This is a genomic window from Streptomyces sp. NBC_00536, assembly GCF_036346295.1.
Lineage (GTDB): Bacteria > Actinomycetota > Actinomycetes > Streptomycetales > Streptomycetaceae > Streptomyces.
Genome location: NZ_CP107819.1, coordinates 6,385,128 through 6,399,558 on the forward strand (window position 1 = coordinate 6,385,128; position 14,431 = coordinate 6,399,558).

Sequence of the window (14,431 nt, forward strand, 5' to 3'; positions counted from 1 at the left end):
GGCCTCCGAGAACCCTTGGGTTCTCGGAGGCCGTCTGGATGTGGTCGTTGGCTCTACTTCTTGGTCGTGCGGCGGCCTCGGGTGGTGGCGGCCGGGCGCCAGGTGCGCAGGTCGTCGTCGGTCAGGCCGTGCTCGCCCTGCACCATCTGCCGGTCGCCCCGGAAGAACGCGGCCGGTGAGGCGCCGAAGTTCGCGTCGAACTCGTCGTGCCACTGCTCGAGCCAGGGCTGGAGTTCCAGCAGCCCGGCGAGGAACGGCGTCAGCTCCTCGGAGGTCAGCGCCTCGTGGGAAGCGATGTACGCGTCGAGGGCGTACGCCTGCTCCTGGTGGTCCCAACCGGCCCAGCCGTAGAGGTCGGGCGTGGGGGCGTTGGTCTGCCCGTACGAGATGAACCGCTCCTTGGGCACGTCGAGCTTGCCGCGTGCCTTCCAGTAGGAGGCGCGCAGGAAGTCCGCCGAGGTGTACTTCGGCGGTACGGGGATGCCGTCCCGGATCTTCCGCTTGGCCGGCTCGTCCGGTGCGGCGTCCTCCTGCCGCTGGAGGTCCCAGACGTGCTCCCAGTCCTCACGCTTCTTCAGCCCGGAGGGCTTGTAGCGCAGGGCGGGGAGGAACGGCACGTGCTCGTCGGTCATCAGCTCGGCGACGACGGCGGGCAGTTCCTTGCGGGGCGCGTAAATCTTGGCGACGGAGACGAAGTCCTCGTCGCGGGAGAGCGCGTCGGTGAGCCGGGAGAGCGTGACGAGGGCGGGCATCCCGTTCTCGTCGAACCAGTGGTCCCGGTTCTCGATACGGTCAAGCAGCCAGGACCGAAGCGCCTTGTCTTGAAGCGCGTCCCACCCTTCGGTGGCCCAGCGCCGCTTGTACTCCGGCCGCTCGACCATGCCGATGGCGCGGCTCGACTCGATGGCGTCGATCCGCTTCTGGACGACCTCCCGGTAAGCGGCAGGCCAGCGTTCGGGGATCTCGGTGATCTGCGTGGACCCGTGCCGCTTGAACCACTCATCGCTGGCCTCGCCGGCTGCTACCCGCCGTGCGAGTACGATCTCGAAAGCGCGCTCACCCAGGGCGAGGTTGGGGATGTCGGCCGAGTCGGGGTCCTCAGAGGCGCGCAGGTCTTCGGGGTTGAGCTTGTAGAGCGAGTAGACCTGCCAGTCCAGCTCCTCCTGAAGGGCAATCATGCGGGCGCGGGTGGAGTGCCACGTGTCGCGGTCCACCCGGAGTTTGGGAGTGCTAAGGATGGCCCCGTCGGCCAGGCTGGAGGGGCTTGCCGCAGCGAGCTGTTGGGCGAGGCTATCTAGTGCCGTGGCCAGGAGGCTCGGGTACTTGGCAGGCAGCGGGAAATCGGCCACATTGGTGCCATTGAACTGGTAGAAATCTTCGAACGGAACCGTCGACTGACGTGCCCCCTTGGCGTCGACGGTGCTCCCCTTATTGTGGCACCGCATCTTGAGCCATAGCGCCGCTGTAGAACTGTTGAGCAGGCCAATGAGTTGAATGTGCTGCTCATCGCTGGCATCCTCAGCCAGTTTGATCACCGGTGCAGTCTGCTTGAAGACTTTTCTGTCGCGATCCAACACGAAATGGTTGTGTGTTGCTACTTCCGCGAACGTTATCGTCCAAGCATGTGTCTTGGGATCCTTGGGGAGCTGATGCCACTGCCACCAGGGGCGAACGTCACTGAAGTAGGTTCCTCCGGAGAAGGTGGCCCTGTTTCCTAGTTCCGTACGAGAGTGCCAGAGCCAGCGGTTCAGTCGAGCGAACGAGCTGAGCTGTTGCAGATTGCGCTTAACGTCGTACGGGTGGAAGGCGTTGTCCCCATCCAGGAACGCGAAGTCTCGCACCTCGTCGCCCGCAACGAGCCGCCTGACGTATGCTTCCTCCGCCTGGAACCTGCGGAATGTGCGGGAGACGGCTGTCATCGCGTCGTCAGCGCCCATGATTCCGTAGAACCCAATGCGCGAAACGTCCTGTTTCAAGACCGCCTGCTTGACTTCGGTGATCTTCTCAAGCATCTCCAGGCCGCCATCTGACAGTACCCAAGGCTGCTTTCCGAAGTAGCGCTCACGCTTCAGATCATCAACCGAGACCCATTGGCTAACGGTGCCCGGTTGGTCGATTTGATCGACAATTGCCCTCCAAACCTTTCCCTCTTCGCCGCGATGAGGCGCGGCGGGCTCCCCCTGGACACTTCGCACCGTGCGAATCGTTGCGGATCGGTGGCTCCCCCCGCGCCGCCTGCCCGCCAGGATGACCGTAGGGGTCCCGTGCCCTGGAATGTACGCACCTGACGTGTCGATGACCTCCGTCAGCTCCACCTCGTGGCCGAAGAACGTCTCGATCAGTCTTGCACCGAACTCCCTTTTCATGAATGAGTTCGCCGTGATCTGGCCGACCATGCCGTATCCGCGCCCGCTCTCGGGATCCCCCGCCTTGGCTAGCTCGAAGAAGCGCTGTGCGAACGGCACTGACAGGCCGTACTTGCCGGCGCAGGCGTCGTACAGCCGCCGGTACAGATCGTTGAGCTTCTTGTCCTTCACTGTGATGTACGGCGGGTTACCGACCACCACGTGGTATCGCCCCTGGCGGAGGATCTCAGGGTGCTCGTGCACGTCTTCCGTCACATACTGAAACTCGGCCAGCTCGTCTGTGCCTTCGGCCTCTGAACCTTCGAACAGGCTGCCCTGCTGGTGTCGGCGTTTAATTAGCGAGTCCCCGACCGCCACGTGCACTGGCCACTCGTACATCGCGGCCTTCGTCATCGTCCGGACCCCGCTCGCAGCCATCGCCGCGACCAGCAACCGGAATCGCGCAATGGCTACCGCGAACGGGTTCAGGTCGACGCCGTGCACCGAATTCAGGGCAGCGCGCACGCGCTCATGAATGTCTCTGCCAGGCTGGGCATCGCCCCACACGCGCACCAGGCGACGAAACGCGCCGAGCACGAAGTGGCCCGATCCGCACGTCGGGTCGATCATCTTCAGGCCCTCGTAGCCGAACTCGCGGACCGCCGGGTCCATCGTCCGGTCGAGGATGAACTCCTCCACGAACTCAGGGGTCTGGAGCAGCGCGTACGTCTTGCGGGCCGCCTCGCTGAGGTCCTGGTACAGGTCGCCGAGGAAGCGGGTGTCCCAGCCCTCAGTGCCGTCCTCGTTCAGCTTGTCGGTGAAGTCGTGGACCAGCATGCCCGCTTCATCGCGCTCGCGCCAGAACGCGATCAGTTCCCGTGCGCCGTCGTGGGACAACGGGATCTGGAACAGCGGGTTGTGCTTGCGGTCGAACAGCAACTTGCCCGCCTGGCCGGCCCCCAAGTCCGCGAACGCGCGCTCCAGCCAGCCGCGGAACGTCGGGTCGGCGTCACTCGCCACGTACTCCTCGTACCGGGCCAGCGCCAGGTCACGACGATCCGGGTCCGGGGCCGTCAAGTACGGCTCCGGGATGAGCTCGTTGTCCTCGCAGAAGCGGACGAAGACCGTGCCCAGGACCCAGGCCACCGCGACCTGCGTGACCCGGTCGTCCAGCCAGGAGTTCCACGTCGCCGCCGTGCGGCCCAGCTTGCGGGCCTGGTCGTACTCGGTACGCAGGCGGGTGCCTACCTCGGCAACAGCCTTCACCTGCTTGCCGAGGTCCGTCTCGACCGCCTTGACCTGCTGCTTCAGGTCGTTCAACAGGGCCTTGCGGTCGATCACTTGGTGTCTCCCTCGGTTCCGTCCATCACTGCTGCCTTGCTCGGATTCGCGTCCTTGACCCACGAGTCCGGAAGTTCGATCCATTCGCCCAGGCCTGCCTGGTACGCCACCGCGACCTGGCTGAGCTTCGGCTCCCGCGAAGGGTCGCCCTGCGGGACCAGCAGCCACAGGCCGCGGCCGCCCTGGCGTGCGGCCTCCGCCAGCCGGTCCAGGACGCCCATCGCGTCGTAGCGGGCGAAGACCGCGGCCTCCGTCAGGAGGACCGGGCCGGTGCCGGTGGCGCGGTCCAGCAGGTTGCGTACCTGAGGCTCCACCGCACCCCACGCCGTCCGTGCGTACTCCGCGAACTTCACCGCGCCCCGCGAGCCCGCCTCCGCCACGTCCGCCTTCAGCAGGGTCTCCCACGTCGGCTTCGACCCCTCCGGGGCCAGCGCGTGCATCGCCTCCAGGAAGAGCGCCGTCACCGAGACGGCCTGGGCGCCGATGGGGTCAGCACCCAGCGCGCGTACCGCTTCCTCCGGGCGGTGGTGGTGCACCGTAAGGACGCGGTAGCCGTCACGGCGAGCCGACGCTGCCAGGCGTTCCCTCGCGCGGGCGGCGCCCGCCACCACGGCGTCGTCCGCGTAGGGGGTCACCGCCCCCACATCCGTGGCCTGCCGCCACGCACCGGTGGTCAGGTAGCTGGACGCGCTGTCCATCCGGGTCGGGAGGTAGCGCAGGGTTTTGGTGTCCGCGCGTGTGGACTCCGTCAGGTCGAAGCCGGCGTCCCGCAGGGCCTTGGTCAGCGGGCCGGCCGTCGGGAGGTCGTGGGAGAAGCCGCCTCGGGGATCCGGGAGGACCAGTTCCGGGAAGCGGGCCCGGACTCGCTCGTGGACGTCCTCGCCCGTCACGCCCGGCTGGCGCGCCTCCGGTACGCCCGGGATGAGGCGGACCAGACCGGCCTGGGTCAGCCGCAGGGCGCGTACCAGGGACAGGTCGCGCGGGTAGACCTCCAGGCGCGGGGTCGCCGCCGCGTTGAGGGAGGCGGCCGCCGCCAGTTCCACCAGGCGGCGTTCGTCCCATTCCACCGAGCCCGGCGGCGGGGTGAGGGAACCGAGCTCGCTCAGCACCGTCGTCGCCGTCGGCAGGGTTTCGAGCTTGGCCAGGCGGTCCGCCGTGCGGCCCAGGCGGGTGGCGTAGTCGAGCAGCCCGGGTGCCGTCGGGGTGTCGGGGGAGTCGTCCTCGCGGACGTCCAGGGCGAGCAGGCCCGCGCCCAGTGCCTCCTCCGTGGCCTTGCGGTTCGGCTGGTGCTGGAACTCGGCTTCCTCCGGCTCCAGTTGCTCGACCTCCACCACGGCCCGTACGGCGGCGAGCGCCAGCGCACGCCGCTGCTCGCGTTCGGACAGCTGCGTACCCCGGCGCACGGCGAGCGCGTCGGCGATCTCGGCGGCGGAGGCGACCCGGCCCAGGTCGGAGAGGAGATCCAGGATCTCGGCGCGCAGCGCCCGCACCGCCGGGTGCTTCTTCCAGCGCTTGCGCTCCTCCTTGAGGAGTTGCGGGATCCGGCCGGCTGAGAGACCGAGTGCGTCCGCCACGTCCTTCTGCTTGGGCCAGACTCCGATGTCCGGGAGGTCGCCCTGGGCATTGGGGAGGCGCAGGAGCAGGCGCACCGTCTCGACCTTGTTGTGGTTCGAGCGGTTGTTGTTGAGCTCCGGGACGAAGATCGTGGCCAACGTGTCCAGGCTGATCGCGCGCAGGGCGGAGCCGGTGAGGCCGCCCGCGTCGTCGCCGGTGGCCAGAGTGCTCAGCAGCGCGGACTCGGTGGCGGACAGCTGGGCCAGTTCTTCCTTGGCCTCGGCCCGGCCCCTCGGGGTGAGCGGCGAGATCGGGGTCTCGCGCAGCCGGTCGCCCCACTCGCGCTGGCGGCGTTGTACTTCGCTGCGGGTCTTCGCGCCCAGGCCGGGCTGGTTGAGGAGCTTGCGGCGGCTGTAGTCGAGGAGTTCGCCGACCGTGGTGACGTGCAGGCCGTAGAGGAACGCCTCGGCGGCCGGGGTGAGGCCAGCCGCCGAGAGGTGGGTGTCGCGGGTCACCTCCGCCGCCCGCTGCTCGCGCTGCTGCTCGGCCGTAAGCGGTTCGGCGTCCGCGATGACGGGCTGGGCATTGCCGCCCGCAGGGCCCTCGGCTGCTTCCGGGTGGCGGGAGCGGTGGCTGGACGGCACGGTCTGCGAGGCATCCAGGAAGATCTTCTTCCAGGCGTCCCGCATCGGCTTCAGCTCGGGGAAGCGCCGGGCGGCGTCCCGGGCCAGAGACTTCTCGAAGAAGGCGACCAGTGCGTCCCGCACCGCGGGCTCGAAGGCGTCCTTCGCGATGGTGGGGTGCGGGTGGGTCTCCTGGTCCGTCATCCGGGGCGGAAGGGAGCCGTCGCCCCACTTGGGGAGCTCGCCCGAGGCCATCTGGTGCAGGGTGACGGCGACCGCGTACCGCTCGGCGTGGGAGTCGTAGGCGGTGCGGGTGAGGGTGCCGATGAAGGGGTCGAGGTAGCCCTCCGTACCGGCTTCGTAGTCCTTCGCCGGGTATCCGGCCAGGGAGAAGTCGATGAGGACGAGCTCGCGGGTGCGGTTCGGGCGGATGCGGATGGCGATGTTGTCCGGCTTGATGTCGCGGTGCCAGACGCTCTCGCCCTCCAGGAAGTCGACGGCGCCGAACAGATAGTCGCCGTAGGCCTCCAGCTGGTCGATCTGGAGCCGGCCGCTCTCGCGCAGCTGGCGGGCGACAGTCTCCTCGCGGCGGCGGGTACGGGTGGCCCCGGACTCGGCGCCTTCGCCGGACTCGTCGCGCTCGTCACCCACGTACTCGAGAACCAGGACGGTACGGTCGGCGATCTTGATCGGCTCCGGTTCCACGAGCCGGATGACGCGGGAGTCGGCGCGCAGCCGGCCCATGATCTCGGCCTCGTGGACGAGGATCTCGCCCCGGTTGTCGGAGAGCGCCACCTTCAGGACGGCCAGCGGGCGCGTCTTGCGCGCCTCGGCCTCCAGGTCGCGTACGAGGAAGGCGCGGCTGGTCGAGCCGGTGCCCAGGCGGCGCCGGACCTGCCAGCGGCCGCCCAGCACGTCGCCGGCGACGGCTTCGAGGGGGTCCTTCTCGGGCGCCTCCGGCGCGGGAGGCGCGGCCGGGGTCGTGAGGGCGTCCTCGACGAACTCCAGCATCTCCAGGAACTCGTCGACGGTGGAGAGGCGTTGCTCCGGCCGGTAGGCAGTGGCCGCCTGCACCAGCTCGTCGATGTCCTCGGAGAGGCCGTCCACGAGGGAGCTGGGGCGCAGGCCCTCGCCGGCCTCCAGCCGCGTCAGCAGTTCCGCCTGGCTCGCGGCCGGGGCCTTGCCCGTCACGAGGAGGTAGGTGAGGACGCCGAGGCCGTAGACGTCGAGGTACACCGGGTCGGCGTTGAGGGCGGTCAGCTCGGGGGCGAGGTACGGGTCGGAGCCCTCGGCCAGGTGCATCGCGGACAGGGCGGTCGGAGCGAACCGGGTCATGCCCTGCCCGGCGCCGCCGGTGCCGCTGCGCTGCGTGGCGATCTGCCAGTCGGAGATCTGCAGGTGGGGGGAGAGCCAGGCCGCGTCCTCACCGACGGCCTGTCCCTCGCGGCCCCGGTTGCGCGGCATGACGTGCACGGAGCGGGCGGCCAGCGCCCGGTGGTGGATGCGGCTAGAGTGCGCGGAGCGCATCGTCTCGGCCAGCTGTCGTATGAGGGCCATGCGGCTGAGGATGTCGAGCTTCTCCCCGTACTGGAGGAGGTACTCGTCCAGGCGCAGGGTCTGCGGGTGGTAGTCGAAGATCAGGGCGGGGCCCGAGGCGTGCCCGGACGGGTCGTACTGCTTGAGCTGGACGGCACCCGGGTGGCGGAAGCGGCGCAGTACGGCGGCCTCCCGCCGCGCCGCGCTCTCCACGGACTGCCGGATCGTGGCGTCGGAGCCGCGCTCGCGCAGGTAGATGCGTACGCGGGCCAGCTCGGGCAGCTCGCTGTGGCGGGCCAGGTAGTCGGCCCAGGTGGGGCCGGAGTCGAAGGACTTCCGGTCCAGCTCGTACGGGCCGACCTTGTACTTGGCGTTGCTGGGGCGGACGCCGACGCGTTCCAGTGCGGTCTTGATCTCGCGGGAGTCGATGGCAGTGATCCGCCGGCGCTCGTCGCGCGGCGGCTGGTTCAGCATCGCGACCAGGTCGGTGACGGTGTAGACGCCGTTCTCGTCGTGGGCGGGGAGCCGCACGCGCAGATCGTCGGCGGTGAAGCAGACGGCTTCCGCGACCCAGACGCGCTTGCCGTTCTGGCCCAGCAGGCCGGCGAGCTCCTTCGCCTTCTTGTTGACCAGGTGCAGCGGATTGCCGTGCGGGACCCGGCGGCCGTTGGGCGTGGTCTGGACCCAGGTGCCGTTCTCACTGGTCAGAGAGCCGTGCCAGTTCTTCAGCTCGATCATGCAGACCCCGCCGGGGGCGATGACGAGGAGGTCGATCTCGCGGACGTGACCCGTGTTCGCGGTGAAGGTGAAGTTCGACCAGGCCCGCCACGGATCGGAGTCCGGCAGCTTCTCGCGGATGGACTCCAGACCGCGGTGCTCGTGGTCGTACTCGGACTCGGTGACCGTGGTCCACCGGCCTTCCCGCATGTGCCGCCCCCGCTTCGTAGCTTCCTGCTGAAGAGCTGTCCGGCTCGGCCATCCGGCGGTAAATGCTCTTCGGAGATCCTAACGGTGAGTGGTGACATCAGGGGCAGCTGTGACGAAGCGGGCAGGGTTGCTCCTGCTTGCGGGACGGGTGTGATCCGGCCGCGTTGCCCAGGTTCTGGCCAAGGGCCACTGCCGTGTTTCCCGGGAGGCGAAGCCTTTCCCTAAGATCACCGATACCGATTGCGGCCCGACGGACTTCCTTGCCAGGCGAGGACATGCCCCCACCCGCACGAGCTACTCGTGCCCTGGGGGAACCACCCGTGTCCATGCTCCTGCTGAAGCTTTCGGCGCAGGACCTGCTCACTCTGCATTCGCGGCGCCACATGGTGCCGCACCTCGCTGCGCGCTGGCGGCACTTCCGGGGCTCGGACGCCTCGGTCACGGAGCGATCCGCATGGGCGGAGAGCCTGATCAGCCTGGCGAACGACCTGGTCGCCGCCGGCCGTGGGAACGTGGAGATGGTGGTCGAGTGCGCCGCCTCGCTCGCCGAGGCGGACGGTCCGGATCCCCTGCTCGTCGACGTCGTCCTGGTCGGGCGGCATCCGCACGAACACCGGCCGTCCGTGCAGCTCGTCGAATTGAAGCGCTGGTCGACGGTGACCAGGATCGAACGGGCCACTGCGGAACTGGTGCACGTGCCGGACTTCGGCGACAAGAAGCACCCTGCGCTGCAGTTGCGCGAGTGCTACGAGGCGTTCACGAGCAGCAAGGGTCCCTTCGGGAACGCCGCCTTCGAGTGCGGGGGCTTCACCTATCTCCACAACGCCACGGACGACTCCGTACGTCCGTTGATCGGTGTGGATGCACCGACGGGTGCGTACGCCCGGGTCTACACGGCCGACCGGCGCGCCCAGTTCCTCGACGACCTCCGGGCGAACTTTGCCGCCGAGGGAGGGGCCTCGGAAGCGGAGACCATGCTGCGGACCATGGGGCTGCGCAACACTCCGCTGCTGGATGCCATGAACTGGTCCCGAGGCGACGACACCGTCTTCACCCTGCGCGGACGGCAGAGGGCCGTTGCTGAACAGATCCTGGACGCTGCGTCCAAGGTCCTTCCCGACCCCTACGAGCCCGCTCTGGTTCCCGACGAGAGGCGCGTGATCTTCGTGGTGACAGGTGGCGCCGGTACGGGCAAGAGCGCCATCGGCCTGCAGATCAAGGCGCAGCTCGAGGCGCAGGGCCGGACCGTGAAGTACGCCAGCGGAAGCCGGGCCTTCAACGCGGCCATTCAGGAGCACGTCGGTTATGGCGACAAGGAGTTCAAGGAGACGTTCGTCTACTTCAGCAAATTCGTCGAGACCCCGGTCCCTCCGCTGGACGTTCTGATCTGCGATGAGGCGCACCGCCTGCGTGACCGTTCGACGAATCGGTTCTGGACGGAGCAGGAGCGGGAGAAATACGGGAAGGGGCCGCAGGTGGACGAGCTCCTCGACGCGTCCCGGCTGACGGTGTTCTTCCTGGACGAGGGGCAGTCCGTGCGCCCCAAGGAAGTCGGCACCGTCGCGCTGATCAAGGACGCGGCCGAGCGTCGCGGTGCCGAGTTTCTCGAGTACGGCCTGCGCGAGCAGTTCCGGTGCGGTGGCAGTGACGCCTACATCCGGTGGGTACGCACCGTACTCCGTGCGACGGACGAGAAGCCGGAGCCCTGGCGGCCGGACGGGCTGATGCACATTGAGGTCGTGGACACCCCGGAGGAGCTCGAACGGATCATCCTGACGGAGGCCCGGGCCGGCGCGTCCGCGCGCATGGTCGCCGGCTACTGCTGGCCCTGGACGGAGCCGGTGGGTGCCGAGAAGCACCTGGAAGCCGATGTCCGGATCGGTGACTGGCACCGGCCGTGGAACGCGAAGAGCGAAACCTACTGCGCGGACGGGGTGCCGCCTTCGGACATCTGGTCCGTCCATCCCAAAGGCCTTGGCCAGATCGGCTGCGTCTACACGGCGCAGGGCCTGGAATGGGACTGGTGCGGTGTGATCATGGGCGAGGACATGGTGCGCCGTGGTAACAAGTGGGTGTTCCGCCGGGGCAAGGAGCGCAAAGAAGGCCCGGAGTCGGACATCAAGCGTGTCGAACGGCCCGGTTCGTTCGACCCGAAGGTCAGCGCCTCCGGCGTGGACGACGACGACTTCGCGCGGCTCGTCCGCCAGGCCTACCAGGTGCTGCTGACCCGGGCGAGCCGCGCGACGGTCCTGTACTCCACGGACGAGGAGACGCGTGCCTACCTGAAGGCATGGGCAGGGAAGGTGGAGATCCACGGGCTACGGCCCACTTACGGGAACCTCTCGAAGGAGGCCCGCCCACCCCACCTGCCGAAAGCCAAGGGGAGGCGCAATCGCAAGCGGCGGAAGGGCCCTCCCGACCCGCGACTCTTCTGATGCGGAGAATCGGCACCGGGCAGTGGAGTGGCGGGCTCGCCGGGCCCGCCACCTACCTGCGTCAGAAGAGCAGGTCTGCCACCGTGGTCAAGGCCGTCACCAGAAGACTGGAGACGACTCCGACAGCGATGTCGGTCAGGATCTCGCGAATCCGTTCACGACGCGCAGGCTTGTACTCGACGGAGGTCATACGGCCACTCCAGGTTGTGAGAACTGAATGGCAGGGGGCGCCCTGCGGGCAGCCACGCTCACGTCGTGTGTCACCACACGACGGGCACAACCATTCGTCACTCACAGCCTGTTCGGCCTCGTGCATGAACCGCAGCCTCGTACCCTCCGGGAAGGTGCGCAGCGGGATCATGATATCGGTCGATCGGTTCCCTGACTCAGGAAATTAGCGAGCGGAGCTTCTCGCGCGTCTCGGGATCCGTTGAGTAGACGACCGTTCCGATCATGCCGCGGGTCAACAGGACCTTGTACGTGTTGCGGATGAGACGGTCGACGTCTTCGTCCGGCGTCGCCTTGGCGAAGGATGGGTCCTTCGAAGCCGTACGGTCGACCACCCATCGGTCGGTCCGCCAGACCAGGTCGGGCCCCATGATCACGCCCGACCAGTCGTACTCGAAACCCTGCGCCGTGTACACGCAACCGACTTGGCCGAAGCCCGCCGGGTCGGTGGCCCAGAGCGGGGCCGGGGGTGCGCCCAGGAAGGATCGGTCCCCGAACAGGTTCCACGGCTTCGACCAGTCGCCGATCACCACGTCGGCGGGCAGCGTCGTCATCGCCGGAGTGATCTTCGTGGTCCACCTCCAGCAGTAGCCGGCGGACAGCCGGGCGCCGTAGCCCTGAGCGCGCTTGTCGTCGAGAAAGTCCTCCAACTCCCGTGGACCGTCGACCGTCGACAGCTGCACCTTGCCGTCCGGTTTCCACTCGATCGGCCCGTCGTCCTCCAGGGCGAGGAGACCGGTCACCCAGCGCAGGTAAGCGTCGCTGCCTCCGCACCGGAACTGGCTGTCCAGTTCCACCAGGGTGAAGTCCACTTCCTGCTCGTCCGCAGCCTGCCGGATCTGTTCGACCGTACCCATCTCGCCCGGACGCACCACCTGGTGCTGGTCGAGCAGGAACACCGGAACCCGGGCCGCATCGATCAGCTCGGCCACCTGTGGGCGCCCGGTACGCAGGGCGGCCGCGGTGTATCGGTTGGCGGAGGTCTTGCGGAGCCGGTGGGCCTCGTCGCAGACGAGTACGTCGATGTCGTTCGGCTCGGCGTCCATGAAGCTGTTGAAGTAGCGGAACAGGCGCTGGACCTCGGGCTTGCGTGCGCCCGCGACCTTGCGCATCGTCTTGGTGAACGACTGCGACCCGGTGGCGTGGAGGGCGGGTACACCGCGCCGGTACAGATCGCCGAGCACGGACAGGGCGATCACGCTCTTGCCGGATCCGGGCCCGCCGGTCACGACGACCACCTGCTTGCGCTTGGACCGCCGGGCCTTGCGGACCGCTGCCATCACCGTCTCGTAGGCGAGTCGCTGCTCGTCCAGCAGCACGAACTGCTCCCGGTCGCGGACCTCGTCGGCGGCCACGGCCATCAACTGCCTGGACGGCTTCACCCTGGCCTGCAGGAGGTCGTCTGCTGCAGCGGCACCCGGCTTGGGGGCCAGCCTCGAGCGCAGGTAGTCCAGAAAGGCGCCGCGCTGGTCGCCGGTGAACATCCGGCCCCGGTTGTCCTCCTCGACCTCGCGCAGTCCCGCGACCCCGAACTCGGTCGCGTTGTGCAGGAAGGCCACTCCGGTGACGGACTCGGGGTTCCGCTCGAGCGCCCCGTTGAACGACACCAGGTAGTCGCAGTAGCCCCGCACCTGCTCGATCGGGTTGAGGACGGGATCCCGGTAGGAGGGGACGCGGCACCGCAGCGGATCGTCTTCCTCGGGGTGAGCCTCGCTCCATTGCTTGAGCTCCACGACGACGTACGACGGCTCGCCCGAGGCCGGATGTACGCCGGCCAGTACCGCGTCCGCGCGCTTGCTGGTCAGGGGCAGCCCGTACTCCAGCAGTATTTCGACCTCACCGAGCCCAGCTTCGACCAGGGCATTCGTGAGGGCCGGAATGCTGTGCTCCCATGACCGGACTTCCGAGGAACGGGGCTGGTAACCGTGCCTGTGGAGGAAGTTCTCGGTCAGGATTTCCGTCAGCCGTCCCTCGAGACGGGTGGGGTTGGCCAAGGACGCCGCAGACTCACGGAACAGCAAGAAATCGCCCCCAGGCAGCACGGAGTAACTCGTGCGGGTGGGGGCATGTCCTTCGGTCCCACGGCAGTGGAACGGAAGCCCGGCGGGCCGCTGAGATGGTCTTCGTCATCTTATGGCAGTGCGTGGATCATGCGGCAGGGCGATCGCCTGACCCAGTTCGGGGGACCTCAGGGGGCTTCAGCGGTCGCAGACGAATCGTGGAGGCGGACCAACCGGAGCCGGAAGTTCTGCCGCGACTCGCAGACGTGGCCGAAACGGCGCTCTTTCCTGGCCCGGCACGACTGCCCACCCTGATGACCCATGGGGTAGGGCACGGGCAGTGCCGAAGGGGGAACCGCCATGTCCGGACTGCTGTACGTTCCCGTCCTGCCGACCCGGCCGCATGCGGCCGCCGCCTACTCCCGGCTCCGCCCGGACGTTCAGAGCGCATTGGCACCGGTCTGGAACCTGCCACCACGCCCTGGTCTCCCGCCGGCCGAGTTGGCCGCGAAGGTCCGCCGGGATGTGGCCACGGTGTCCAAGGCCCATCGATACAGTCCAGCCTGGCTGGACGCCCCCTTCGCGGGCGCGGAGGACGTATCTGTCCTTACCAAGTTGATACCGGAAGCCAGCGCCTTCGGGTTGCTGCGCCCTGTAACCGGGCCGGGCAGGCCCGAGGCGTTGCAGGCCGTGGCAATGGAGGCTGCCCGGAGGGCCGGCGACGGGCTGGGTATACGAGTGTGCGTTCCGGGGGAGTGGGACGGACGTACCGTCGATGATGTGCGCCATCTGCTTGAACGGGCCGACCCCTTGGTCCGGGTGGACCTCCTCCTTGACTTGGGTGCCGTCAAGGAGGGCAGGCCCGACGCGGGCAAGGAGGCGCTGCGAGCCCTGGATGCTCTCGTCCCGCTGGCGCCCTGGCGGACCGTCGCTGTCCTCAACGGCGGCTTCCCCGAGGTCACCACCGACATGCTGGATCAGGGGCTGCGTGAATTCCCTCGTGCGGACCGGCAGGTGTGGCACGAGATAGGCGATAGTGGCCGTGCTTACCGCGGACTGCTCACCTACGGCGACTACGGGGTGCAGTCGCCTACTGCCATCAGCCGTCCGCCGGGTTCCGGCGGTGGGGGCCCCTCCTGGGGCTTTCTGCGGTACACACTCGACGGAGCCTTCGTACTGGGAAGGATGCTGGCTACGGGCGATGGCAAGACCGCGCACAATCGTGCGACAGCCCGCGAGTTCCTCGCACATCCGGGTTTCCGTGGGCCGGCATTCAGCAGCGGCGAAGGCTGGCTGAGCGACTGCGCGCAAGCCCTGGGCCGTGGTGGAACGGGCAATTTCGGCACCTGGCTATGGGTGGGCAACGTTCAGCACATGACGTACGCCGTTCGATATCTGACCAGTACCTCATCCCGATGACCCACCACGTGGAGTGCGTGGCG

General features: G+C 68.2%; 6 protein-coding genes. 2 read left to right on the top strand and 4 right to left on the bottom strand.

Going from position 1 to position 14,431, the window contains the following annotated elements; translation table 11 throughout:
* Positions 1–53: 53 nt before the first annotated feature.
* Both pglX and pglW read right to left on the bottom strand, forming a co-directional pair.
* A complete protein-coding gene (gene pglX / locus OHS33_RS27800; RefSeq protein WP_330333138.1) occupies positions 54–3,686 on the bottom strand; it encodes a BREX-2 system adenine-specific DNA-methyltransferase PglX in 3,633 nt (1,210 codons plus the stop codon).
* Complete coding sequence (gene pglW / locus OHS33_RS27805) at positions 3,683–8,326, bottom strand: BREX system serine/threonine kinase PglW (protein WP_330333139.1); 4,644 nt, start codon at positions 8,324–8,326, stop codon at positions 3,683–3,685. The genes pglX and pglW overlap by 4 nt, the downstream gene beginning before the upstream one ends.
* Before the next feature lie 326 nt (positions 8,327–8,652).
* Here pglW and OHS33_RS27810 point away from each other — a divergent pair, with 326 nt between their 5' ends.
* On the top strand, positions 8,653–10,761 hold the full coding sequence (locus OHS33_RS27810; protein WP_330335234.1) for a DUF2075 domain-containing protein: 2,109 nt from the start codon (positions 8,653–8,655) through the stop codon (positions 10,759–10,761).
* Positions 10,762–10,822: 61 nt separating this feature from the next.
* On the opposite strand, the gene OHS33_RS27815 is transcribed toward OHS33_RS27810, so the two are convergent.
* Together OHS33_RS27815 and OHS33_RS27820 are read right to left on the bottom strand one after the other, a co-directional pair.
* Positions 10,823–10,951 carry a DUF6408 family protein gene (locus OHS33_RS27815; RefSeq protein ID WP_330333140.1) on the bottom strand — a complete coding sequence of 43 codons (129 nt, stop codon included), beginning with the start codon at positions 10,949–10,951 and terminating at the stop codon, positions 10,823–10,825.
* Positions 10,952–11,147: 196 nt separating this feature from the next.
* Positions 11,148–13,010 (bottom strand): DUF2075 domain-containing protein, encoded by a 1,863-nt coding sequence (locus OHS33_RS27820; protein ID WP_330333141.1) that lies wholly within the window; start codon positions 13,008–13,010, stop codon positions 11,148–11,150.
* A gap of 339 nt (positions 13,011–13,349) precedes the next feature.
* Between OHS33_RS27820 and OHS33_RS27825 the strand changes: the two genes are divergently transcribed.
* The gene (locus tag OHS33_RS27825; RefSeq protein ID WP_330333142.1) at positions 13,350–14,408 is read left to right on the top strand and encodes a beta family protein; all 1,059 of its coding nucleotides are present in this window, start codon (positions 13,350–13,352) and stop codon (positions 14,406–14,408) included.
* The last annotated feature ends 23 nt before the right edge of the window (positions 14,409–14,431 follow it).